The following is a 23,385-nucleotide window of genomic DNA, read 5'->3' as shown; positions in this document are numbered from 1 at the left end:
CCCGCCGCGCCGTGTCAACCGGCCAAGGGCAAAGACGCCGTCGAAAAAGATGCGGCGGCGGTTCATTGTACCCAGCGCACCTTGTAGAGATGCAGATCGGGCACCGGCACATGCCGCCGCTCGCTGCCGTCCGGGCGCATCACCGTGAAGCCGTGCGCCCACCAGCTCGCCTCGGCCTGCACCCAGGCGATACGATCGTCGACCGCACTCACCGCCTTGACCTGCCGGCCGGGATTGAGCGGCGCATAGGCTGCAAAGCTGCCGCCATCGGGATCGAAGCGCCATACGCCGTCGTCGGTCGTGACAAAATAGCCGCCGTCCGGAGCAGGCGACAGATCATGGCCGTCGTGCCGGCCCGGCAGCGACCAGCGCGCGCTTTCGACCAGCCGCGGCCCGGCCGCGCCACGGTCGAGGCGGAAGGCCTGAACGAGATCGTGCGACAAGGCGAACAGCCGTTGCCGGCGCTCGTCCCACACCGCGCCATGACCGGAGGGCAGCGGCAGGGTCTGGATGACCCGCTCGCTGTGCCGGAGATCGTACAGGTCAAGCCGGTCGCCGGCGGGATCGATCGACAGCGCGATCACGACCAGGCCGCCGGGCAGCAGTGCCGCCGAATGTGCCATCGGCACGCGGGCCCGGAACTGGACCTTCCCCGTCGCCCGATCGATCAGCACCGCGCCGCCGGTCGAGGCGGTGACGAGGATCGCACGGCCGTCCTCGACCGGTTTGCATTCGTCGATATGGCCGAGCAGGCGGTCGCGATAGTCGCGCGGCAGATCGGCTGCGGCCTTGGCCGACCAGCGCCACGACTCGGTGGCGGCTTTGCTGTCGATCTTCAACTCACGCACCTGATCGTCGCCGCAGGCATAGACCAGGCCGGACACCTCCACCGACGCGGCGGCGAGCAACATGCCGAGCAACATCATCGTCATAGGTTCCTTCGTCTGCGCGGCTGCGCCAAATCGCTCCGCGTCACCGTTATGTCACCTATAGTTATTAAATGACGTTCCCAAGTCAGACCTAGGGGGAAATGTCATGTTGCTGCGTACCACTTGCCGTGTCCTGTTGATGCTGTCCGGCGCTATCCCCGCGATCGCTGCCGCGCAGAGCGACACGCTTCCATCGGTGTTGCGCGAGAATGCGTCGGCCACCGCCGGACCGGAGGCGGAGGGGGATATCGTCGTCACCGGCGCACGGTTGCAGGCCAAAAAGGACATCGCTGCGAAGCGCGAGATCGCTGTCATCTCCGACAGCATCAGTTCCGACGAGGTCGGTACGCTGCCGGACTTCGGGCTCGGCGAGGCGCTGACCCGCGTGCCGGGCGTCTCGACGATCCAGAACAACGGCCGTGGCGAGGCGCAATTCCTCTCGATCCGCGGGCTCAACGCCGATTACAATCTCGTCGAGATCGACGGCGTGCCGCTGCCCGCCAACGAGATTGCGCGCCGCAACGTCTCGCTCGACGTGATCCCGTCGTCGCTGGCGAGCCGGGTCGAGGTCTACAAGTCGATGACCGCGGCGATGAACGGCAACGCGATCGGCGGCATCGCCAACCTGCGCACGCGCAGCGCGTTCGACAATGGCGGCAAGAGCTTCGTCGGCGGTCGCGTCGATATCGGCCGCTGGGACTTCCGGCGCACGCGCGGCGGCAACCCGCCGTCGGGCCAGGCCGAACTGGTCGGTTCGACGACCTTCGGTTCCGAGCGGCAATTCGGCATCGTCGTCGCCGGCAGCTATTTCCGCCGGGTGAGCGCGTCGCTCGACAGCGCGAGCACGGCACCGTTCTACGTCGATCCCGCGAGCGGGCGGCGGCTGAACCCGGCGATCAGCGATGCCAGCAATGCCGCCGTCGTGCCGTCGGTGCGCCGCTGGCTGCACTATGACAATCTTCGCCAGCGCTACGGCGGCTTCGCCAAGCTGGAGTTCGACGATCATGCGATGTTCAGCGGCGCACTGACCGTCGCCGACTTCCATCACACCAACGACGAGGATCGTCAGGCGAACAGCGTCACACCGAACACGGCGGTGACCGCGGCGACCAACACCTACACCTATATTACCGATGTCACGCCGTCGGGCGGCAAGGTCACCAGCGGCAATTACGCTCAGGCCGACGAGTCCCGCTTCTTCCAGAAGCGCGGCATCAAATATGCCGACCTGCATGGCGAACTGACGCTCGGCGACCATATCCGTGCTGACCTCGGGGTCAATTATGCGGTCGTCACCTATCGTCAGGATGCGACGACGTCGGTCTTCCGTATCCCCGCCGGCACACGTCTCGCTTACGCTTATGCGCTCACGCCGGGCGGCTTCCCGCAATTCACCTTCGCGGAGCCGGCCTATGTGACCGATCCGACCAGGTACAATTTCTACGACTATCAGACCACGCCCGACGATCAGAAGGAGAAAGCGCTGACCGCGCGCGCCAATCTGACGGTCAACATGGCGAATGAGGATGACGGTTTCGGCTTTGCGACGGGCGCCTATGCCCGCTTCCTTGACCGCCGCTACGACCGCACCGTCAGCGATTACACCCCCGTCGCCGGAGCCGCACCACTCTCCAGCTTCATCGCGCCGCAGCGTTATACGCCCTATAACGGCAGCGGACAGCGCGTGATGTTCTTCGATCCGGCCGCGGTCACCGCCTATTTCCACGCCAATCCCGGCAAGTTCACGGCGAACGCGACCAACGGCCAGGCAAGCCTGCAATCCGACTATACGCTGACCGAAGAGATCAAGGCCGGCTATCTGATGGGGCGCTACGCCCGCGACGCGGTGCGGCTGACCGCCGGCATCCGCTACGAAGACACCGGATTGTCGACGGGCTCGTACAATTTCACCACGCTCGGCAAGACGACGCGTCTCGGCTACGGGCAGCAGCGCCAGCATTATCACGACTGGCTGCCGTCCGCGCAGCTCGATTGGACCGTCACCGCGAATCTGCGCGCCCGCGCCGCCTTCAGCCGGACGCTCGCACGGCCCAATTACAACGATCTGGCGGGACGGCAGTCGATCGCGATCAACACCGGGACCAACTTCGTCACCATCACGACCGGCAATGCGCAGCTCCGCCCCCGCCGGAGCGACAATTACGACGTCAGCCTCGAATATTACGCCGGCCGCGACGTCCTGTTCTCGGCAGCGGGCTTCATCAAGACGGTGCGCGACGAGATCCTGACGGTCAGCGACACCGCGCTGCAACCGTATAACGGCGTCGTCACGCAGGTCACCACAACGCGACCGGTCAATGCCAGCGGCACGGTGATCCACGGCGTCGAACTCAATGCGGTGGTCACCCGCATGGCCTTCCTGCCGCAGCCGCTCGACGGCCTCGGTCTCGCCGCCAACGTCACCCTGCTGCAACCGACGCCGCCGACGGTGATGATGACCAACGGCACCCGCCGCCGCCTGTCCAGCCTGGTCGAGAGCGCGAACGTCGTCGCCAATGTCCGTGCGTTCTACACCGTCGGCCCGGTGACGGTGCAGGGCGCATGGAACCACCTCTCGCCACTGTTGCTGACCGTCTCGACCACTGACCCGACGCAGGACGTCCGCTACAAGACGAGCGACACCTTCGATGCGCAGGTGCGCATACGCCTGTCGCGCGCGATCACCGTGGTGGCACAGGGCAAGAACCTGTCGGACAATCGCCCGACGCGTATGGTCGGTCCCGGCTTCGGCCTGCTCAGCGAAGAGCTTGAGAATGGCCGTGCCTATTATCTCGGCACGTTGTTCCGCTTCTGAACGGACGGGGATGCCGCGGGCGGCGCGCACGACGGCGGTACTGGACATATCGGCCGCACCATGGTTTCGGCGACGCATGACCCGCAGCCCGTACCGCCGGTGATCGCAGACCTCGACCTTCTGTTTCGCGGCGGGGCGATCGGGTTGCTGATGCTGGCGGCGGTGGTATTCGCGCGTGCGCCGGCCTCGCTGCCCAGCCGGTTCGGCGTGGCGCTGACATCGTGTACGATCGTCGGAACGCTCGCCGGCCTGCCTCATCCACCGGGCGTGTTCGATCCGCTGCTGGATCTGAGCGCGAGCGCGGCGATACCGTTGTTCTGGCTGTTCGCGCGCGCGTGGTTCGACGATGCGTTTCGCCCCACGCCCGCCGCCCTGGGCCTGTCGGCGGCGTTTCTGGGCTGCACGCTGTACGCCAGCCTAACGGCACGCGGCTGGGCGCCGCCGATCGTCGGGCTGGAGGTGGCGGTCTATCTCGGCGGGATGGCGTTCGCCGTCCATGCGCAATGGCTGGTCTGGCGCAACCGATCGGGCGATCTGGTCGAGGCGCGACGGACGGCGCGGACGATCTTCGTCGCGTCGATCGGGCTCATCATCCTGTGGCTGCTGGGCAGCGAGATCGTCGGCCGCGTCACGGGCGAGCGCGCGCTGTCCGGCATGGCGGCCGCGGCCGGACTGTTCCTCGGGGCGTTCGCGATCACCGCGCTGCTGTTCGGATTGCGGCATCCCGAGGTCTTCCCCAGCACGATTGCCGGCATAACGGACGAGGACGCGGTGCCGGAGCCCGTGCCGGAACCGCTCGACGCGGCCCTCGAACACCGGCTCGCGACGATGATGACGCAGGAGCGCGCCTATCGCGATCCCGAACTGACGATCGGCACGATCGCCGCCCGCGTCGAGACGCCGGAATATCGCGTGCGCCGGCATATCAATCGCGGCCTCGGCTATCGCAACGTCAGCGACTATCTCAACGAACATCGGATCGCCGAGGTTCGCGACGCGCTGGCCGACCCGGCGCAAGCGGACGTGCCGATCCTGACGATCGCGATGGACGCGGGCTTCGGGAGCCTCGTGATGTTTAACCGCGTCTTCAAGCAGCGCCTGGGCGAGACGCCGAGCGCATTCCGGCGACGGCATATCGGCGGCTAACCCGGTCGCGGACCGGTCCTTTCCGAAAATGACCGGTCGATTTCGAGGAATTGCAGGCCCGCACCGCTCCGGACCGGCAGGGCGACCGCGTTCACCAACAGGACGCGTCGATGCCGAATATTCTCCCTTTCCCGGTCGGGCTGATCGCCACCGGTCTGACCCTCGCCTGCGCCGGCTGTTCCCCCGAGCCGATCACATCGCCGCGGCGCGATACCACGCTGGTCGATACCGTTACGATCCATCATGCCGGCGGGCGCACCGCCTCGTTCGACGGCATCGTGCGTCCACGCCGCGATCTCGCGCTCGGCTTCAAGACGGGGGGGCGGGTGCTCGCATTGACGGTCCAGGTCGGCGACCATGTCCGCGCCGGGCAGGTGCTCGCCCGTCTGTCGCGCAACGCGGCGATCGCTGATAGCGGACAGGCGCGCGCCGAACTGGCGGCGGCGAGCGCCGAGGCGGTGCGGGCCCACGAGGCGACACGACGTGCGGCGGGGCTGGACGGGATCGGTGCGCTGTCGACCGCCGAGGTGCGCGACCGCGCGCTGGCCGCCAGCGCCGCCACGGCGAAGCGCGCGGCGGCCGCGGCGGCATTCGCACATAGCCGCGCGACGCTCGCCGACGCTTTGCTGGTCGCGCCCGAGGACGGGGTGGTGACCGAACGCACGGTGGAGCCCGGCATCGTCGTCGAGGCCGGCAGCCCCGTCGTCCGGCTCGCGGCGGGCGCTCCCGAAATCGAGGTGCGCCTGCCCGAGCGGGCGCATCCGGCCGTCGGCACGCTGGCGGAGGCGAGCTTCTGGTCGGCGCCCGATACGATCGCCGAGGTACGGCTGCGGCTGGTCGGACCGGCGGCGGACGGCGCGCTGCGCCTCCGCACCGCGCGGTTCGCGTTGCTCCGCGACCTCCCGCCGATCCCGTTCAACAGTTCGGCCACCGTCACGCTGCGAACGCCCGATGCCGATGCGACCGTCCGCGTGCCGCTGACCGCGCTCGGCGCGCGCGGCGGCCGGCCGCACGTCTGGTCGCTGGCGATGGCCGGCGACCGCGTCCATCGCCGGGCGGTGCGGCTCGTCGATCTGCGCGGCGACGACGCGATCGTGGCCGGACTGCGCGACGGCGAGCGGATCGTCGCGAGCGGCGGCGATACGCTGTCCGAGGGGCAGCGCGTCGTCATGACCGGCGTCGTCCCGGGCGGCAATTGAGCGATGGACCGGTTCAACCTGTCGCGCTGGGCGATCCGTCACCCGGCGCTCGTCGGCTTCCTGATCGCGCTGCTGTTCGCGGCGGGTGCCGCCCAGTTCTTCGCGCTCGGCCGCGACGAGGATCCGGGCTTCACGCTGAAGGAGATGATCGTCGCCGCCGCCTGGCCCGGCGCGACGCCCGCGCAGATGCAGGCGCAGGTCGGCGATCCGATCGAGCGCCGGCTGCGCGCCACCGAGCAGCTCGATTTTCTCCAGACCTATTGCGTCGACGGCCATTGCGTCATCCGCGTCTCGCTGAAGGACGGCGCACCCAGCAGCCGCGTACCGGCGATCTGGCAACAGGTGCGCAATCGGCTGAAGGATATCGAGCCCGATCTGCCCGCGGGGGCGTCGGTCGCCGCCGATGACGATTATGCCGATGTCTACGGCTACGTCTTCACACTGACCGGCGCGGACAATGCCCGGCTGGTGACGCTTGCCGAACGCGCGCGCGAGGCGATGCTACGCGTCCCCGGTGCGGGCAAGGCGCGGATCATCGGCGAGATCCCGCGCCGCGTGTTCGTCGATCTCGACGGCCGCCGGCTCGCCACAATGGGCCTGTCGCCGGATGCCGTCGTGCAGGCGCTAGCGAATCGCAGCAGCGTCGCGCCGTCGGGTACCGCCGAGCGTTCGATGCGCGTGCCGGTCCGGATCGGCGGTGCGATCGACGGAGTCGATACGGTCGCGGCCACCGCAGTCCCTGCCGCAACCGGCTCGATCTCCATCGGCGATCTCGGCGTGGTGAGCAACGGCTCTGCCGATCCGCCCGACGGGCTGGTCCGCCATGGCGCGCGACCCGCGGTGGTACTGGCGATCGCGATGGCGCCCGGCGCGGACGGGCTCGGCTTCGGCCGGCAGCTGACGCAGGCCGCCGCGGATTTCGGCCGGACGCTGCCCGCCGGGGTCCGGATGACGCAGGTCCAGGACCAGAGCCGCAACATCCGCGAGGCGGTGGATGCGTTCCTCATCAAGTTCTTCTGCGCGCTGTCGGTGGTGCTGCTGGTCGCGTTCGTCACGCTGGGGTGGCGTACCGGCGTGGTGGTCGCGCTGTCGGTGCCGCTGACGCTGGCGATCGTCGCGCTGTTCATGGGGGTGAGCGGGATCGGGCTCGAGCGGATCTCGCTCGGCGCGCTGATCCTGTCGCTCGGCCTGCTCGTCGATGATGCGATCATCAGCGTCGAGGCGATGGTCGTCCAGCTCGAACAGGGTGCGACGCGATCCGATGCCGCCGCTTATGCGTGGACGCACACCGCCTTCCCGATGCTGACGGGAACGCTGCTGACGATCGTCGGCTTCCTGCCGGTCGGCTTCGCGCAATCGACGACCAGCGAATATGCCGGCGGCATCTTCTGGGTAACCGGGTCGGCGTTGCTGGTCAGCTGGGTCGTCGCCGTCGTGTTCACCCCCTATCTCGGCGTGCGCCTGCTCCCCGAGGCGCAGGCGCGGCACGACGCCGCCGCGCGATACGACACGCCGCTCTATCGCCGGCTCCGCAGCGTGGTCGAGGGGTGCATGACCCACCGCAGGGTGGTGGTCGCCGCCACCGCCTTGCTGCTCGCAGCGAGCCTCACCGGCGCGCTGCTGGTCCGCCAGCAGTTCTTCCCCATATCCGACCGGCCCGAGATCATCGTCGACGTCAGCCTGCGGCCCGGTTCCTCGCTGACCGCCACCGCGGCGGCGGTGAAACGGATCGAGGCGGGCATCGTCGCGGATCGCGACGTCGCGCAGGTCGACAGCTATGTCGGCGGGGGCGCTCCGCGCTTCTATCTGCCCTACGGCCCCGCCCTGCCCGATCCGGCGACCGCGACGATGGTCCTGGTCGCGACCGATCTGCGTGCACGCGAACGCGTCATCGCGCGGCTTGCCGCGAACCGCGCCGCGCCCGAAGCCAGGCTGCATATCCGTCGCCTGTCGCTCGGACCAAGTGCGGGCTTCCCGGTACAATATCGCGTGACCGGCCCCGATCCCGAGACGTTGCGACGCCTGTCGGCGCGCATCGCGACGGTGCTGCGCGCGACGCCGAATACGACCGCGGTACAGGTGGACTGGGGAACGCCGTCGGTCGCAATGCGGCTCGATCTCGATGGCGCGCGGGTGGCGCGGCTCGGGCTCGACCGGGCACGGCTGGCTGGCGAGGTCGCGACGATGATGTCGGGTCGGCCGGCGGGCGAGGTGCTGCGCGGAACCAAGCGGATCGGCATCGTCGTGCGCGGCAGCGCGGCGGAGCGTAACGATCCGGGGCGGCTCGCCGATCTGGCGGTGAGCACCCCCGGCGGTCCGGTCCCGCTCGGCGAGATCGCGCGGATCGGCGTGACCACCGAACAGCCGATCATCTGGAAACGCGACAATATGCTCTGCATGACGGTGCAGGCGGATATGACGGGCGACGTCCAGGCGTCGGACATCGCCGCGGCCGCCGAGGACCGCATCGCCGCCATCGCGCGATCGCTGCCCGCCGGCTACCGGATCGAGGCGGGCGGCGACGGCGAACTGTCCGCCAAGGCCAATGACGCGATCTACCGGCTGCTGCCGATCACCGTCGCGCTGATGCTCCTGCTGCTGATGATCCAGTTGCAGAGCATCGGTCGCACGCTGCTGGTGCTCGCCACCGCGCCGCTCGGCGTGATCGGCGCGGTGGCGGCGCTGATCCTGACCGGCGCGCCGTTCGGCTTCGTCGCGCTGCTTGGGCTGATCGCGCTTGCGGGCATGATTATGCGCAATTCGATCATTCTAGTCGATCAGGTGACGCACAACCAGGCCGGGGGCATGGCGCTCCACGCGGCGATCGTCGCGGCGACGATCGGTCGCGCCCGGCCGGTGGTGCTGACCGCGCTGGCGGCGGTGCTCGCGTTCATTCCGCTGTGCTTCAACATCTTCTGGGGACCGATGGCGATCGTCATGATCGGCGGGCTGATCGGCGCGACCGCGCTGACCCTGGTGGCGCTGCCGGCGCTCTATGCGCTGGCGTTCGATCGCCCGTCGCCCCTCACAGAACAGGACAATCGACATGGGTGATCGCAAATGGCCGCTGATGCTCGCCGTCGCGCTGGCGGGCTGCACCGTCGGGCCGGATTTCACGCCGCCCGCACCGATTCTGCCGCCGGTCTGGCAGGCGGCGGATACCGCCGCGTCGCCGACCCCCGGCGATGTGCCCTGGTGGCGCAGCTTCGACGATCCGGTGCTCGACGCGCTGGAGGTGCGCGCCGGCACCGCCAATCTCGATATCGCAGCGGCGATCGAACGGATCACCGCCGCGCGGATCGAACGCGGCCAAGCGCGCGCCGCCGGCGCACCGCAGGTCGAGGGGCAAGCGGGCTATAGCCGCGAGCGTCTCGGCACGGCAGGGATCGCTTCGGTCACGCAGACGCTGCTCGGGATCACGCCGGCGACGACCCCACCCAAAGGCGTCGACTTCGATCTCTACAGCGTCGGCGTCGGCGCGAGCTGGGAACTCGACCTGTGGGGCGGCCACCGCCGGCGGGCCGAGGCGGCACAGGCCGTGGTCGAGGCCAGCGACGCCGCCGCGCGCGGCGTGCGCCTGTCGGTCGAGGCGGAGGTGGCGCGTACCTGTTTCCAGTTGCGCGGCCTGTGGGACGAGCGCCGCATCGCGCAGGACGGCGCCGGCCTCGCCGAGCGCAACGTCGGGATCGCCCGCACGCTGCTGGCGCGCGGTCTCGCCACGCCGATCGACCTCGCCGCGCGCGAGGAGGCCTTGCGAACCCTGCGCGGCGAGATCGTCGATCTCGACCAACAGGCGGCGATGGCGATGCGCGCGCTGGCGATCCTGATCGGCGCGACCCCGGATAGCGTGCCGGTCGACCCGGCGACGCAGCCGCCGCCACGACCGTTGCCGCCGGTGGCGGTGCGCCTGCCCTCGGCGGTCGCGCGCCTGCGCCCCGATATCGTCGAGGCTGAAGCACGGCTCCACGCGGCCGCCGCGCAGATCGGCGTCGCGCAGGCGGATTTCTATCCGAAGATCAGCCTGACCGGCCTCTTCGACATCGACGTACTCCATCTCGCCGATTTCGGCTGGGACGCGCGCAGCACCAGCATCGGGTCGGGCCTGTCGCTGCCGATCTTCTCCGGCGGACGATTGCAGCAACAGCTCGACCTGCGCCGCTCCGAAGCGCGCAGCGCTGCACTCGCCTATCGCCAGACCGTCGTTACCGCGTGGCGCGAAGTGGATGACGCCTTGTCGGCCAGCCGCGCGGCGACGGCGCGCCTCGATCTGTCCGACCGCGACCTCGCATCGCGGCGGCGGACGGTGGCGATGGTCGAGGCGCGTCATGCGCGCGGCGATCTGGCGGCGGGGCCGGTGATCGAGGCACGGCAGGCGGCCCTGCCGGCGGAACGCGCGGCCATACGACAGCGGGTCGCCGCCACTCTCGCGCGTATCCAGCTTCACCGCGCGGTCGGCGGCTAGGTTCGCGCGTCCGCGCCACGTTTAAAAATCTGTCGGCAGCCTCTTGATCTTGCGATGACCATTCCCAGTTTTCGCGCGCCGGACGCCGAACCGGGTCCGGACCGGACATCGAGGGCGCCGGTTCACGCGCCGGTGCCGCTCATGTCCAGATCGCTTCACAGGAGGATTTGGAGATGAGGACCAATTTCGATTTCACGCCATTCCGCCGCTCGACGGTGGGGTTCGACCGCCTGTTCGATCTGCTCGAAACGGGCCGCAGCGACGCCGCCGACGGCTATCCGCCGTTCGACATCGTGCGCGAGGGCGAGGACCTTTATCGCATCACGCTGGCGGTCGCCGGCTTCCGTCCCGACCAGATCGAGGTGATCGGGCAGCAGAACCAGCTGATCGTCACCGGCAAGCGCGACGAGGAGAGCGGCGAGGCGCGCTATCTGCACCATGGCATCGCCGCGCGGCCGTTCGAGCGGCGCTTCCAGCTCGCCGACTTCATCGAGGTGGGCGAGGCGCGTTGCGACAACGGCCTGCTCAGCATCGCGCTGAAGCGTGTCGTTCCCGACGCGTTAAAGCCGCGCCGGATCGCGATCGAGGGTGGTTCGTCCGCCACCCCGCGCGCCTCGGCGAGGGCGGCAGCGACGCGCTCCGCGCCGCCTGATCCGTCGATCGACCTGCATCATGCCACTGACCAGAAAGGAGACAGGACCCATGGCCATTCGTGATCTGATCCCCTGGAGCCGCACCGACGATCGCGTCCCGGCGCCGTTCGTGGTCGAGCAGGACCGGCGCGATCCGTTGCTGTCGCTGCACCGCGAGGTGAACCGCCCGTTCGACGATGTCCTTCGCGGCTTCGGCGTGCCCGCCTTCGCCGGTACGGCGCGCGCGTTGCTGACGCCCAGGCTCGAACTCGGCAAGACCGATGCGGAGATCCGCGTCATTGCCGAGCTGCCCGGGCTCGACGAGAAGGACGTCGAGATCGTCGCCGAGGCCGGCGTGCTGACGCTGCGCGGCGAAAAGAAGTCGGAGGTCGAGGACAAGGACCGCGGCTATTCCGAACGCAGCTATGGCCGATACGAACGGCGGATCGCGTTGCCGCGCACCGTCGAAACGGACAAGGCGAGCGCAAGCTTCCGCAACGGCGTGCTGACCGTCACGCTGCCGAAATCGGCGGCCGCCGCCGACACGGTCCGCCGCATCCCGATCCACAGCGATGCGGCCTGATCGGCGCGTTCGAACACGCCAACCGATTGAGCCAGCCCCACGCGACGCCCCGGCCGCAGCCGTGAGCGTCGCGTGCTGCGGCGCGTTATTGCGCCTCGCGCGTCGTCGTGATCTTGCCGTAGACCGGAGCCTTGACGGTCGTCAGGCGATCGGTGGCGTCGCCGGTGAGGTCGAAGGCGACGATGCGGTTGGTGCCGACCTGCATCCACGGCGCGGGCGCATAGAGCGTGTGCACCGGACCGATCGACCAGAAGCGGCCGAGATTGTGCGTGCCAAGCCAGAGCTGCCCCTTATGCAGACCGCGCATGTCGAGATAGGTGTCGACCGGCCGGTCGACGGTCATCTCCGCCTCGTAGAAACAGGGGCCGGTGCAGGGCGCGACGGTGAAGCGCAGCCCCGACAGATCGTCCATCGGCAGGCGGTACATCCGCCAGTCCTCCAGCACCGCGCCGTCGAGCGTCACCGCGCCGGTCAGCCCGGTCTGCTCGGTGCGGATCGCGTGGGAATAGTTCACGCGGCCGGTGTTCTCGACCAGCACGTCGAGCGTCGCGGCACCGGCGCGGGCGGGCAGCGTCACCGTCTCCTGCCCCAGGCGGCGATCGAGCGTGCCGACCAGTTTGCGATCGACATAGACCTGCGCATAACTGTGCATGCCCTTGAGCGTCAGCGTCTTGCCCGCGCCCGCCGGCAGCGTGACGCGATACAGGACATAGCCGTAATTCTGGTCGAGCTCCTCGAAGGTCATCGGCAATTTGGCGCGGACCGGCTCGGGGAGATGGTCCCAGAGCGACGCGCTGCGCCGGATCGGCGAGACCGGGAAGGTGACCGCGACCGTCGGCGCCGGGGTCGGCGCGGCAGGCTTGCCGGTGACCGCGGCGATGGCATTGGCGATCAGCGCATATTTGTAGCGCGGATTGCCCGCCTCGTCGATCGGCGCGTCGTAATCGTAGCTGGTCGTATCGGGATGATAATCGGTGCCGGTGTGCGAATCGGCGCCGTTCATCCAGCCGAACGTCGTGCCGCCGTGGACCATATACAGCGAGATCGAATAGCCGCGCTGCAGCATGAAGCGCATCTCTTCGGCCTCCTTGCGGCCGTTGGTCTCGTGATGGTCCTCGCCCCATTTGTCGAACCAGCCCGCCCAATATTCGCCGACCATGCGCAGTCCCGCGGGCCGATACGCCTCGAGCTTGGCGACCGCATTGGCCGCGCCGCCCGAGCCAAAATTGACCACCGAGGGCAGATGCGGCAGCGAGCCCTTGGCGAGGTCCGACGCCTGGTTCGAGGTGAACAGGATGCCGTCGGCGAGGCCGGCACGGCGATAGGTCGCCTCCAGTCCCTGCAGATACGCCTTGTCGTCGCCGAACGCGCCATATTCGTTCTCGAGCTGCACCGCGACGATCGGCCCGCCGTTGGCGAGCAGCAGCGGCTTCACCTCCTGCCCGAGCCGGACGATCCAGCGCTCGACCGCGGCGGTATATTCGGGGTCGGTCGAGCGCAGGACGAGCTTTCGATCCTTGAGCAGCCACGCCGGATAGCCTCCCAATTCCCATTCGGCACAGACATAGGGGCCGGGGCGCAGGATGACGTTCAGCCCCTCCGCCTGCGCGTCGCGGATGAAGGCGGCGAGGTCGTTCTGGCCGCTGAAATCATAGACGCCGGGCCGCGGCTCGTGGACGTTCCAGAAGGCGTAGGTGGTAATCGTGTTGAGCCCCATCGCCTTCGCCTTGCGCAGGCGGTCGCGCCAATAGGCGCGCGGGATGCGGACGTAGTGGATCTCGCCCGAGATGACCTGATACGGCTTGCCGTCCTTGACGAAGCCGGCGCCGCTGACCGCGAAGCTGCGCGCCGGGGCCTCCGCATGCGCGCCCGTCGTCGCCGCCACGATGGCGAGCGCAGCCCCCCATATCGATCGCTTCGCCAAGGTCATTCGTCTCTCCCCCTTATAGATTGGTCGTGGCCGCCAGCGCCGCGTCGATATCCGCCGCCTCGTGCCGTTCGCGCAGGATGCTGCCCGGCTCGCCGATGATGCGGTTGACGATGCGCCCGCGCCGCACCGGCTCGCGCGCGGCGATCCGGTCGGTCCAGCGCTGCAGATTGGGATAGTCGCCGGCGCTCAGGAACGTGCTCGCGCCATAGGTGCCGGTCAGCAGCCCGCCATACCAGGGCCAGACCGCGATATCGGCGACCGAATATTCGTCGCCCCCCAGATAGCTGTGCTCCGCCAGATGCGTGTCGAGCACGTGGAGCTGGCGCTTGGCCTCCATCGCATAGCGGTCGATCGCATATTCGATCTTGATCGGCGCATAAGCGAAGAAATGGCCGAAGCCGCCGCCGACGAACGGTGCCGAGCCCATCTGCCACATCAGCCAGTTGATCGCCTGGACCCGCGCCGCCGGACCGGTCGGCAGGAAGGCGCCGAATTTCTCGGCGAGATAGAGCAGGATCGAGCCGCTTTCGAACACCCGCGTCGGCGGCGTCGTGCCGTGATCGGCGAGCGCCGGGATCTTGGAATTGGGATTGAGCGCGACGAAGCCGCTGCCGAACTGGTCGCCCTTGCCGATCTCGATCAGCCAGGCGTCATATTCGGCGCCGGCATGGCCCGCCGCGAGCAGCTCCTCGAGCAGGATCGTCACCTTCTGCTCGTTGGGCGTGCCGAGCGAGTAGAGCTGGAGCGGATGGCGGCCGACCGGCAGCGGCGCATCGTGCGTCGCGCCCGAGACGGGGCGGTTGATGCTGGCGAACTGGCCGCCGTTCGCCTGATTCCACGTCCACACCTCGGGCGGTACGTAGCCGGCGGGCAGATTGTTCGCGCTATCCTGATCGGCCATGGTCGGTCCTTTCGTCGTTGGTCTATCGCCGGGTCTGCCGGCCGCCAAGCTCGCCGGCCTAGCAGGCTGTTCGGCGAGGGTTTTGTCGATCGGCCGGCTGACTAGACCGCGGCGCGGTCGAGCGCCTGGCGCAGGTCGGCGAGGATGTCCTCCTCATGCTCCAGACCGACCGACAGGCGGACGTAGCCGTCGGAGACGCCCGTCGCTTGCCGTTCCCCGGACGACAGCTGCGAATGGGTCGTCGACGCCGGATGGATCGCGAGGCTGCGCGCGTCGCCGATGTTGGCGACATGATAGAAGAGCTCCAGCGCGTTGATAAAGGCGCGCCCCGCCGCCTCGCCGCCGGCCAGTTCGAAGCCGACGAGGCCACCCTGCCCGCCGGTCAGATATCGCGCGGCCCGTTCTGCCTGCACGTCGGTCTGCACCGAGGGATGGATGACGCGGATCACCTCGGGCCGCGACTGGAGGAAGGCGACGACCGCCGCGGCATTGGCGCAATGACGCGGCATGCGCAGCGGCAGCGTCTCGAGCCCCTGCAGGATCTGAAAGGCGTTGAACGGCGACAATGCGGCGCCGAGATCGCGGAGCAGCACGGTACGTGCGCGCAGGATATAGGCGATCGGACCCAGCGGTTTCGCCGCCTGGCTCCACACCGCGCCATGGTAGCTGGCGTCGGGCGTGTTGAGCAGCGGCTGGCGCTCGGGAAACGCCTCCCAGTCGAAATTGCCGCCGTCGACGATGATGCCGCCGATCGACGTGCCGTGGCCGCCGATATATTTGGTGGTCGAATAGACGACGATCGCCGCGCCGTGATCGAATGGCCGGGCGAGCAGCGGCGCCGCGGTATTATCGACGATCAAGGGGATGCCGAGCGGCCGGCCCAGCGCTGCGATCTCGGCGATCGGCCCGACGATCAGCTTGGGATTGGGCAAGGTCTCGACATACCAGGCGCGCGTCCGCCCGTCGCTCGCGCGCGCGAAGGCGTCGGGATCGGCGGGATCGACGAAGCGCACCTCGATCCCCTGGTCCTTGAGCGTGTTGGCGAACAGATTCCACGTGCCGCCGTACAGATCGGTGCCGCTGACGATATTGTCGCCGGCACACGCGAGATTCTGCACCGCATAAGCGGACGCCGCCTGTCCCGACGCCACCGCCAGCGCCGCCGCGCCACCCTCGATCGCGGCGATCCGCCGCTCGAGCACGTCGGTCGTCGGATTGCCCAGCCGGGTATAGATATTGCCGAGTTCGCGCAGCGCGAACAGGTCGGCGGCGTGATCCGTGTCGCGGAACTGATAGGAGGTGGTCTGGTAAACCGGCGGCGCCACCGCGCCCGTCGCCGGATCGGCGCGCCAGCCGGCATGCAGCGCGAGCGTTTCGGGGTGCAGCGTATGATCGACCATGGCCATCGTCCTCTTCGAGCGGGTGCTGTGTCGACCGCGATGCTAGCCACGCGCCGTCCGAAGGGGAGATACTTTTGCTTGCCGCCGCCCAGCCGGCGCCATCGCCTTGGGCCGCGTCGCGGGATCAGCCGGGCGTCACGTCGACGGCGAAATCGGCGCGCATCGCGCTCCGCTCGATGAGGACGGCATTGGGCTCGTCGGTACGATCGATCCAGTCGAGCGCCTCGGCGCGGCTGCGTCCGAATGCCATGTGCCTCGCGAGCAGCCACTCGCGGCGTTGTGCCGACGGGGTGCGGACGTAGCAGCAGCGATCCAGCAGACCGCGCACCGGCGACCACGGCCCGTCGAGGAGCAGGTAATTGCCCTCCACCACGACCAGCGGTGTGCCTGCCGGCACCGGGATCGCGCCGGCGATCGCCTCTTCGATCGTGCGCTCGAACCGGGGGGCGTAGACGGTTTCGCCGGCGACCGGATGCCGCAGGCGATCGAGCAATGCGACGAACCCGGCGACGTTGAACGTGTCGGGCGCGCCCTTGCGATCGCCGCGGCCGAGCCGGTCGAGCTCCGCATTGGCGAGATGGAAACCGTCCATCGGCACGACGACCGACCGGTCGGCGAACTGCCGCGCAATCCGGTCGGCGAGCGTCGACTTGCCCGCGCCGGGCGGACCGACGACGCCCAGCAGCGCGCGGTCGCGGCGGGCGAGCAAGGCGTGGATCGCGTCGCCGAGCGGTGCGGGTAGCGCCTCCGTCATCGCGCCGACGCGAAGGTGCCGTTCTGCAGGCTCGCCTCGATCTCCTCGAGCGATCGGCCCTTCGTCTCGGGAACGAAGCGCCAGACGAACCCCCAGGCGAGCAGGTTCATCCCCGCGAACAGCCAGAAGGTCGCAGCAGTGCCCAGCCCCTCGACGAGGCTGAGCGTGGTCAGCGTCACCAGCAGGTCGAAGCTCCAGTGCGACAGAGCGACGAGGCTCATCCCCTTGCCGCGCACCGACAGCGGGAACACCTCCGCGCCGACCAGCCAGATCGCCGCCGAGATGCTGCCGACGTTGAACACCTCGTAGCCGAGCAGCCCCGCCGCGGCGACCCAGCGCATCGCGCCGGTCGGCGCGCCGTGTGCGAAGGCGATCGCGATCATCGCCAGCCCGATCACCGCCCCCGGCAGGAACCGCAGCATCAATCTACGCCGCCCCCAATGATCCACCGCCCAGGTGCCGAAGATCGTCGTCAGCACGATCGTCACGCCGACGACGAGCGCGGTCAGCAGCGCCGCATTCTGGCCGAGCCCGGCGTTGGTCGCGATCGTGGGCGCGTAATAGATTACCGCGTTGGTGCCGGTGATCTGCGAGAACATCGCGACCCCGGCGCCGGCGATCAGTGCCGGGCGCATGCGGCCGGACAGCAACGTCCGCCAGCGCCCCTCGACGTGCACCGTCTCGCCGATCGCCGCGAGTTCGGTCTCGACCTCCGCCGCGCTCGGCCGCAGCCGTGCGAGGATGGCGCGCGCCTTCGCAACGTCACCCTTGAGCGCGAGATAGCGCGGGCTTTCCGGGAGCACGATCATGCCGATCAGCAGAATCGCCGCCGGCAGGACGCCGAGCAGGAACATCAGCCGCCAGTCGCCGCCCTCGCCCAGCAAACCGTCGGCGACGTGGCTGCCGCCGAGCAGCCAGCCGACGATCGTCGATACCAGGATGCCGCCGACGACCGCGAGCTGGAACATCACCACCATCGCGCCGCGCCGCGCCGCCGGCGCCAGTTCGGCGATATAGACCGGGATGATCTGGCTCGCCGCGCCGACCGCGAGACCGAGGACGAGACGCGCGGCGGTCAACGACGCCACCGAGCCGGCGATGGTCGACGCCACGGAGGCGATCATGAAGACGAAGGCGGCGACCATGACGGTGGGCCGCCGGCCGATCCGGTCCGACAGCGGCCCGGCGCCCATGCATCCGACGAGCGCGCCGGCGACGATCGCGGCGGTGACGATCTGCTTGCCGACGACCGAGATTGGGAAGCTGTCGCCGATGAACAGCAACGCCGCCGAGATGATGCCGGTATCGTAGCCGAACAGCAGGCCGCCCAGCGCGGCGATGCCGGCGATCAACAGGACATGAGCACGCATCCGCAATCCTTCGTTCCGGCCGATCGACGGCTGACACCCGGCCGTAATCCGCAATCGCCGTTCGTGCCAGTGGGGCGGCGGTTTCCTGACGTGAGAGTCGATGACGCCCCGCGGGCTGCGGCCCCATGCCGGTCCGTCCGGACCGCCGCTTGACGACATGGCGGGGCGTCGGCCTAATCGCCCGATGCGCAGCCGCAATTGGCTATCCCTGTTGCTCGCCCTGACGGCGTGCCGGCCGTCGCCGCCGCCTGCCACGCTCGTCCTGTGGGCGTGGGAGCGGCCCGAGGATTTGCGCTTCGCCAAAGGCCGCGCGGAGGTCGCGGTCGAGAGTGGCTCGATCGTGCTCGATGGCGCGGCGGTCGAGGCGCGCGGGCGGCGCCATCCGCTGCTCGTCGCCGAGCCGCCGACGACCAGCGTCGTCCATGTCGAGATCCGCCGCGACCGCCCCCTCGTCTGGAATGCGGCGATGCGCGCGACGACGGCCGCGGCGATCCTGCATTACGCCACCCGCCTGTCCGCCCGGCGCGTGCAGGTCGATTTCGAGGTGCGTGCGTCCGAGCGCGCGATATTGCTGGACGTCCTCGGCGACGTCCGCCGCGCGCTGCCCCGCGCTACCGTATTGTCGATGACCGCGCTGGCGTCGTGGTGCGGCGAGGACTGGCTGGGTCGGGCGCCGGTCGACGAAGTCGTTCCCATGCTCTTCCGCATGGGACGGCGGGGTGAGACCGTGCGGGCGATGCTGGCGGAGGGCGGCGATCTGCGGCATGATCGCTGCCGCGGCGCGCTCGGGGTGGCGGTCGGCACGCCGGTGCCGCGGGCGCCGGCGGGACGGCGGGTGTATCTGTTCGATCCGCGAAGCTGGACGCCGCGCGACTTCGCCGCGGCGGAGCGGGAGGTACGGCGATGGCGGTGAGGTGGCGCGTTCCGATCGGTGTCGTCCTCGCGGCGGCGCTCGCGACGCGGGCGCTCGGCTCGGGCGATCCGACGCCCCGGCCCGTATTCGTCTTCGCCGACCCGCAGGATGCGACCGAACGCGCCGCGCTGGCGGGCGGGCGGCTGCCGATCGTGAAGGGTGCGACGACGGATGCGCTGTTGTTCCTCGACTGGCGGCGGCTGACCGGACTTCAGGTGGGACAGAGCGCCGCAGGTGCCCTCGTCGCGCCGTGCTGCGGCACGCCCGCGACAAGGCAGCGCGACTGGCTGGACGTCCGCCGCACGATACCGGGCGCGACGGAGGTCTATTGGATCGCGGCGGAGCGCAACGGTCCGAACTTCGTCGCGATCCCCACCTGCTTCGACGATGCCTTCACCACCGCCGCCGCGACCCTCGCCGACCGGGCGCGGCGCTACGGCAAGGCGGCGCCTGCCGTGCGGGCATGGCTCGACGCGCAGGACGCCGTCTTCGCCGCCTGTTCCAAGCCGGTCGCCGCGCTGCCGCCGCTGCCGGCCGCTGCGCCGTCGTGGCTGCGTGCCGATCGCGCCTATCAGGAGGCGGCATTGGCGCTCTACAACGGTCAGGCCGACGAGGCGGCCCGCCGCTTCGCCGCGATCGCCGGGGATGCGGCATCGCCCTGGCGACCGTCCGGCCTGTACCTGTCGGCGCGGGCGCTGCTGCGTGCCGCGTTCGATGCCCCGGCACCTGCGCGCTTCGCCGCGGCGCATGCGGCGCTCGACCGGCTCGCCGCCGCGCCTGCCGGCACCTTCGGACGGGGCGAGCTGATGCGGATGCGCCAGATCCTCGCCTTCCACGAGCATCCCGATCGGCTTCTCGCACGGCTGGACCGCGACCTGAACGCGCCCGCACCCTTGCCCGAGGTCGCGGTCGCCGTTCGCGACTATCTCACGCTCGCCGACCGTCATCCGGCCAAGCCGGAGGCGGCGGACTGGATCCGGACGATCCAGGCGAAGGATCGTGTCGCCGCTTCGACGCACGCGCAGGAACGCTGGAACGCCGGCCACCGCACCGCCTGGCTCGTCGCCGCATTGCTGCTCGCCGACCCGGCGGACGCAGGCGCGGCCGCGCTGGCCGAGGCGGCGGGACGGGTGCCGCCTACCGATCCGGCATGGCTGACCGCGCGTTATCATCGGCTCCGCCTGCTGACGCCACGGGCGGACGCCGCACAGATCCGGGCGGAGGCGGACGCGGTGCTGGCGCGCGACGACCTCATCCGGTCGGATCGCAACGTCTTCGAGGCGGTGCGCACCCAGACGGCCGCGTCGCTTGCGGATTTCGCCGCCCATGCGCTGCGTGCGCCTTATTGCCGGACGGGTCTCTCGACCTGCACCGCCGACGTCCGGACGGCGGGCGACGGCCTGATCGGCCGACGCCCGTCGGGTGGGTTCGCCGGCCTCGGGCCGGACGCACGCGCGGTGATCGACCGACTGCCGCTGCGCGAGCGGATGGCGATCGCCGACATGACCGCGATGCCGCGCGAGATCCGGCTCGACATCGCCCTCACCAGCTTCGTGCGGGCGGTGCAGCTGCGCGACGATGCGGCGGTGGATCGTCTCGCCGCCCGGTTGGTGACTCTGCTCCCACAGGTCGCCGCAGACTGGCGCCGGATCGCGGCGACGCCGCCGGGCGCGGACAAGCTGTTTGCCGAGGCGTTCGTAATGATGAAGATACCGAGCCTGCGCGTCGATCTGGCGGATTACGCCCGTCCGACCGGCACGGTACGCCAGTTCGGCGGCTATTGGGTGGATCTGCTGCTGCCACTCCCCGGCCAGCGCGGGCCGTCCCGCCCGTTCCCGCCCGCCAGCGCATATCTACCCAACGGCTATTGGGGCAGCGCCTACGCGTCGGATCGCGAGGCCAACCGCGCGGATCTCGCCTGTCTCGAAAAGTGTGGCTCCGGCATCCTGCCGCTGCATTATCCGCCCTTCGTGCGGGCGACGCTGCCCCGCGCCCTGGCGGAGCGCCGCGCCTTCATCGTCTCGATGCGCCACTTCGACGACAGCGGGCGTCCGGTAACGGTCCGGACGGCAGGTATATCGCTATGGAATAATGCGCTCACTTACGTCGTCCGCCATCCGGGTGACCCCCGGGCAGCCGAAGCCCTGTATCGCCTGATCCGTGTCGCGCGCTGGGGTGGCAATCACGACCATCTCGGTCGCCGCGCGTTCCTGCTACTGCACCGGCGGTATCCGCGCTCCGGATGGACGGCGCGGTCGCCGTTCTACTACGATTGAACCCGACCCGCCGGCCGCGCGAGATCAGACGGCGAGGAGGGCCGCGCCGATTAGAATGGCGGACACGCCGGCGGTTTGCGGGCGGGACAACCTCTCCCTCCGCATGACGAGGCCGAATATCGCGGTAACGGCTGCGGCGAAGGTGCTCAGCACGGTGACGATCGTGACGGCACCCGTCGCCAACCCCACTGCGAAGGTTCCATAGCCCATGAGATTGCACAGGCTTTGCAGCACGAGCAGCGGCAGCGCATTCCGGTGCGGCAAGATCCGATCCCGGCGCAACGCAAGCGTCGGCGCGAGCACGAGAATGCTGATCCCGAAAAACAGCCACAGCATGGGCGTCGCGCCGATCGCGGGAACGGAGAACTTGCCCTGTATCCAAAAGCCGACGCCGAAGCACAGAGCGGTCAGCACAGCGTAACCGACGCCGTCGGCTCGACGCCCGTCTTGGCGGCTTGGGGCGACCGCCGCCAGCGGCGCGCCGATCAGGCAGATCACGAGTCCGGCCAGACGAAAACCGCTCAATCGATCGCCGCTGATCGCCAGACCGAGACATGCCGTCACGGCGGCATAAGTCGTGATTAACGGTGCGACTAACGAGGCGCGACCGATCGAAAAGGCGCGGAGCAGCGACATCGAGCCAGCGAGATTGAACGCCACGGCAAGAACGCCGTACGACCATCCCGAAGCGGATGCCGCGCATGCCTTTCCCCGCAGCGACGGCATTGCGATCAGCACCAGCGTGACCGCCAGCCATCCCATCGACTGCGTGAACAGTGCAGTCCTGCGTATCCCGACCAGTTTGGCTGTACTGCCCGCAAGATAGTCAGCCGCCCCCCAGCTCAGCGCGGCGAGCAGGCCCATGAGCATGGCGATGGCGATCATGTGGTTGTCCAAACGTCGACCGAGCATCGACGGGTCGACGCTGCGCTGCATTCATGAGGATCGATCATCGTGCCGGCCCACCGCATGACAGAAGAGGGCATGGCTTGCGCTTGCGTGCTCGTGCTGGCCATCGGCAGCGATGACAGCTATCGTCAAGATCATGCCAGAGTCGGCTCCGGCCTGCAGACCCTTCGTGGTGATCCTGGCGTATGACGGACTTTGCCTGTTCGAATTTAGCACTGCCCTCGAAACCTTAGGGCCGCCGCCGCCCGGATGGGAGGAGCAATGGTATGATGTGGCTGTTGCGTCTGCGGAAGCGACGCCGCTGCGCGCGGGCGGAGGCGTAAGACTGGCAATCGACGGCGGGCTTGAACTCCTCGAAGAAGCCGGGACGATCGTCGTTCCCGGCTGGCGCGCCGTAAACGAGCCGGTCCCGGACGCGCTCGTAGAGGCTTTGCAGCGTGCTGGCCGGCGCGGCTGCCGGTTTGTCTCGATCTGCACCGGCAGCTTCGTATTGGCTGCCGCCGGATTGCTGGACGGTCGCCGCGCTACCACTCACTGGCACCATGCGACGGTGCTTTCGACCCACTATCCCGCGATCGACGTCCAGCCCGCCGTTCTGTATGTTGATGAAGGCGATATACTGACGTCCGCCGGCTGCGCTGCCGGACTGGATGTCTGCCTGCATCTGATCAGGCGCGACCATGGACCGATCGCAGCCAATCGCGTCGCCCAGCGAATGGTGGTGCCGCCGCACAGGCAGGGCGGACAAGCCCAGTTCGTCAATCAGCCGTTGCCGGTCAGGGAGAACGCCGCCTTGGCTCCGCTGCTCGATACGCTGCGAAGCCGGATCGATGTCGATGTCGATATCGATGCCCTGGCAGCCGAAGCCTGCATGAGCCGACGAACCTTTCTTCGCCGGTTTCACGACACGACCGGCACGACGCCGGGCGAGTGGTTGCTCAGCCTCAGGCTCGAACGCGCCAGATTGCTCCTGGAGACGACCCGCGTGTCGATCGAGCGGGTGGCACAGGGCAGCGGCTTCGGCTCCGCGGAGACCCTGCGGCATCATTTCCGCACGAGGCTGGGCACGAGCCCGACCGCCTATCGTCAGCAGTTTTCGAGCGTTGGTGCCTAGATGCCCCGCTTTCGCCGGATCGAATGCCGCGATCGACAGACGTCGCCAGCAG

The 23,385-nt window shown here is 69.1% G+C and carries 17 protein-coding genes; 10 read left to right on the top strand and 7 right to left on the bottom strand.

What is annotated here, in order from left to right; translation table 11 throughout:
- Positions 1–62: 62 nt before the first annotated feature.
- Positions 63–932, bottom strand: coding sequence for a DUF6528 family protein (locus tag AC07UH_RS07480; protein WP_495180282.1), 870 nt, complete (start codon positions 930–932; stop codon positions 63–65).
- Positions 933–1,035: 103 nt separating this feature from the next.
- On the opposite strand from AC07UH_RS07480, the gene AC07UH_RS07475 reads away from it, so the two are divergent.
- The 7 genes from AC07UH_RS07475 (at position 1,036) to AC07UH_RS07445 (ending at position 11,766) form a co-directional block, all read left to right on the top strand.
- On the top strand, positions 1,036–3,744 hold the full coding sequence (locus tag AC07UH_RS07475; protein WP_495180283.1) for a TonB-dependent receptor: 2,709 nt from the start codon (positions 1,036–1,038) through the stop codon (positions 3,742–3,744).
- A 60-nt stretch (positions 3,745–3,804) separates the two neighbouring features.
- Positions 3,805–4,890 carry an AraC family transcriptional regulator gene (locus tag AC07UH_RS07470; protein WP_495180284.1) on the top strand — a complete coding sequence of 362 codons (1,086 nt, stop codon included), beginning with the start codon at positions 3,805–3,807 and terminating at the stop codon, positions 4,888–4,890.
- Between the two features lie 110 nt (positions 4,891–5,000).
- Positions 5,001–6,089, top strand: coding sequence for an efflux RND transporter periplasmic adaptor subunit (locus AC07UH_RS07465; protein WP_495180285.1), 1,089 nt, complete (start codon positions 5,001–5,003; stop codon positions 6,087–6,089).
- 3 nt (positions 6,090–6,092) lie between these two features.
- Positions 6,093–9,143 (top strand): efflux RND transporter permease subunit, encoded by a 3,051-nt coding sequence (locus tag AC07UH_RS07460; RefSeq protein WP_495180286.1) that lies wholly within the window; start codon positions 6,093–6,095, stop codon positions 9,141–9,143.
- A complete protein-coding gene (locus AC07UH_RS07455) occupies positions 9,136–10,551 on the top strand; it encodes an efflux transporter outer membrane subunit (protein ID WP_495180287.1) in 1,416 nt (471 codons plus the stop codon). Before AC07UH_RS07460 ends, AC07UH_RS07455 begins: the two co-directional genes overlap by 8 nt.
- Before the next feature lie 173 nt (positions 10,552–10,724).
- A complete protein-coding gene (locus AC07UH_RS07450; RefSeq protein ID WP_495180288.1) occupies positions 10,725–11,267 on the top strand; it encodes an Hsp20 family protein in 543 nt (180 codons plus the stop codon).
- Entirely contained in the window at positions 11,254–11,766 is a 513-nt protein-coding gene (locus tag AC07UH_RS07445; RefSeq protein WP_495180289.1) for an Hsp20/alpha crystallin family protein, read from the top strand. The genes AC07UH_RS07450 and AC07UH_RS07445 overlap by 14 nt, the downstream gene beginning before the upstream one ends.
- Positions 11,767–11,851: 85 nt before the next feature.
- On the opposite strand, the gene AC07UH_RS07440 is transcribed toward AC07UH_RS07445, so the two are convergent.
- The 5 genes from AC07UH_RS07440 to AC07UH_RS07420 form a co-directional block, all read right to left on the bottom strand.
- The gene (locus tag AC07UH_RS07440) at positions 11,852–13,696 is read right to left on the bottom strand and encodes a glycoside hydrolase family 35 protein (RefSeq protein WP_495180290.1); all 1,845 of its coding nucleotides are present in this window, start codon (positions 13,694–13,696) and stop codon (positions 11,852–11,854) included.
- A gap of 13 nt (positions 13,697–13,709) precedes the next feature.
- The gene (yghU, locus tag AC07UH_RS07435) at positions 13,710–14,597 is read right to left on the bottom strand and encodes a glutathione-dependent disulfide-bond oxidoreductase (protein WP_495180291.1); all 888 of its coding nucleotides are present in this window, start codon (positions 14,595–14,597) and stop codon (positions 13,710–13,712) included.
- A 101-nt stretch (positions 14,598–14,698) separates the two neighbouring features.
- Entirely contained in the window at positions 14,699–15,997 is a 1,299-nt protein-coding gene (locus tag AC07UH_RS07430) for an O-acetylhomoserine aminocarboxypropyltransferase/cysteine synthase family protein (RefSeq protein WP_495180292.1), read from the bottom strand.
- A 124-nt stretch (positions 15,998–16,121) separates the two neighbouring features.
- A complete protein-coding gene (locus tag AC07UH_RS07425) occupies positions 16,122–16,751 on the bottom strand; it encodes a nucleoside/nucleotide kinase family protein (protein ID WP_495180293.1) in 630 nt (209 codons plus the stop codon).
- Positions 16,748–18,121, bottom strand: a complete 1,374-nt coding sequence (locus tag AC07UH_RS07420; RefSeq protein ID WP_495180294.1) for a sugar porter family MFS transporter — start codon at positions 18,119–18,121, stop codon at positions 16,748–16,750. Before AC07UH_RS07420 ends, AC07UH_RS07425 begins: the two co-directional genes overlap by 4 nt.
- Before the next feature lie 211 nt (positions 18,122–18,332).
- Between AC07UH_RS07420 and AC07UH_RS07415 the strand changes: the two genes are divergently transcribed.
- Positions 18,333–19,034, top strand: a complete 702-nt coding sequence (locus AC07UH_RS07415) for a hypothetical protein (protein WP_495189837.1) — start codon at positions 18,333–18,335, stop codon at positions 19,032–19,034.
- The gene (locus AC07UH_RS07410) at positions 19,025–21,310 is read left to right on the top strand and encodes a hypothetical protein (protein WP_495180296.1); all 2,286 of its coding nucleotides are present in this window, start codon (positions 19,025–19,027) and stop codon (positions 21,308–21,310) included. The genes AC07UH_RS07415 and AC07UH_RS07410 overlap by 10 nt, the downstream gene beginning before the upstream one ends.
- Positions 21,311–21,334: 24 nt before the next feature.
- Here AC07UH_RS07410 and AC07UH_RS07405 read toward each other — a convergent pair whose 3' ends face one another.
- Positions 21,335–22,195, bottom strand: a complete 861-nt coding sequence (locus AC07UH_RS07405) for an EamA family transporter (protein WP_495189838.1) — start codon at positions 22,193–22,195, stop codon at positions 21,335–21,337.
- 139 nt (positions 22,196–22,334) lie between these two features.
- Here AC07UH_RS07405 and ftrA point away from each other — a divergent pair, with 139 nt between their 5' ends.
- Positions 22,335–23,333, top strand: a complete 999-nt coding sequence (gene ftrA, locus AC07UH_RS07400; RefSeq protein ID WP_495180298.1) for a transcriptional regulator FtrA — start codon at positions 22,335–22,337, stop codon at positions 23,331–23,333.
- The last annotated feature ends 52 nt before the right edge of the window (positions 23,334–23,385 follow it).

The sequence above is a fragment of the Sphingomonas sp. GW821-FHT04B01 genome (assembly GCF_059420425.1).
This window is presented reverse-complemented; position numbering and strand designations above follow the sequence as displayed.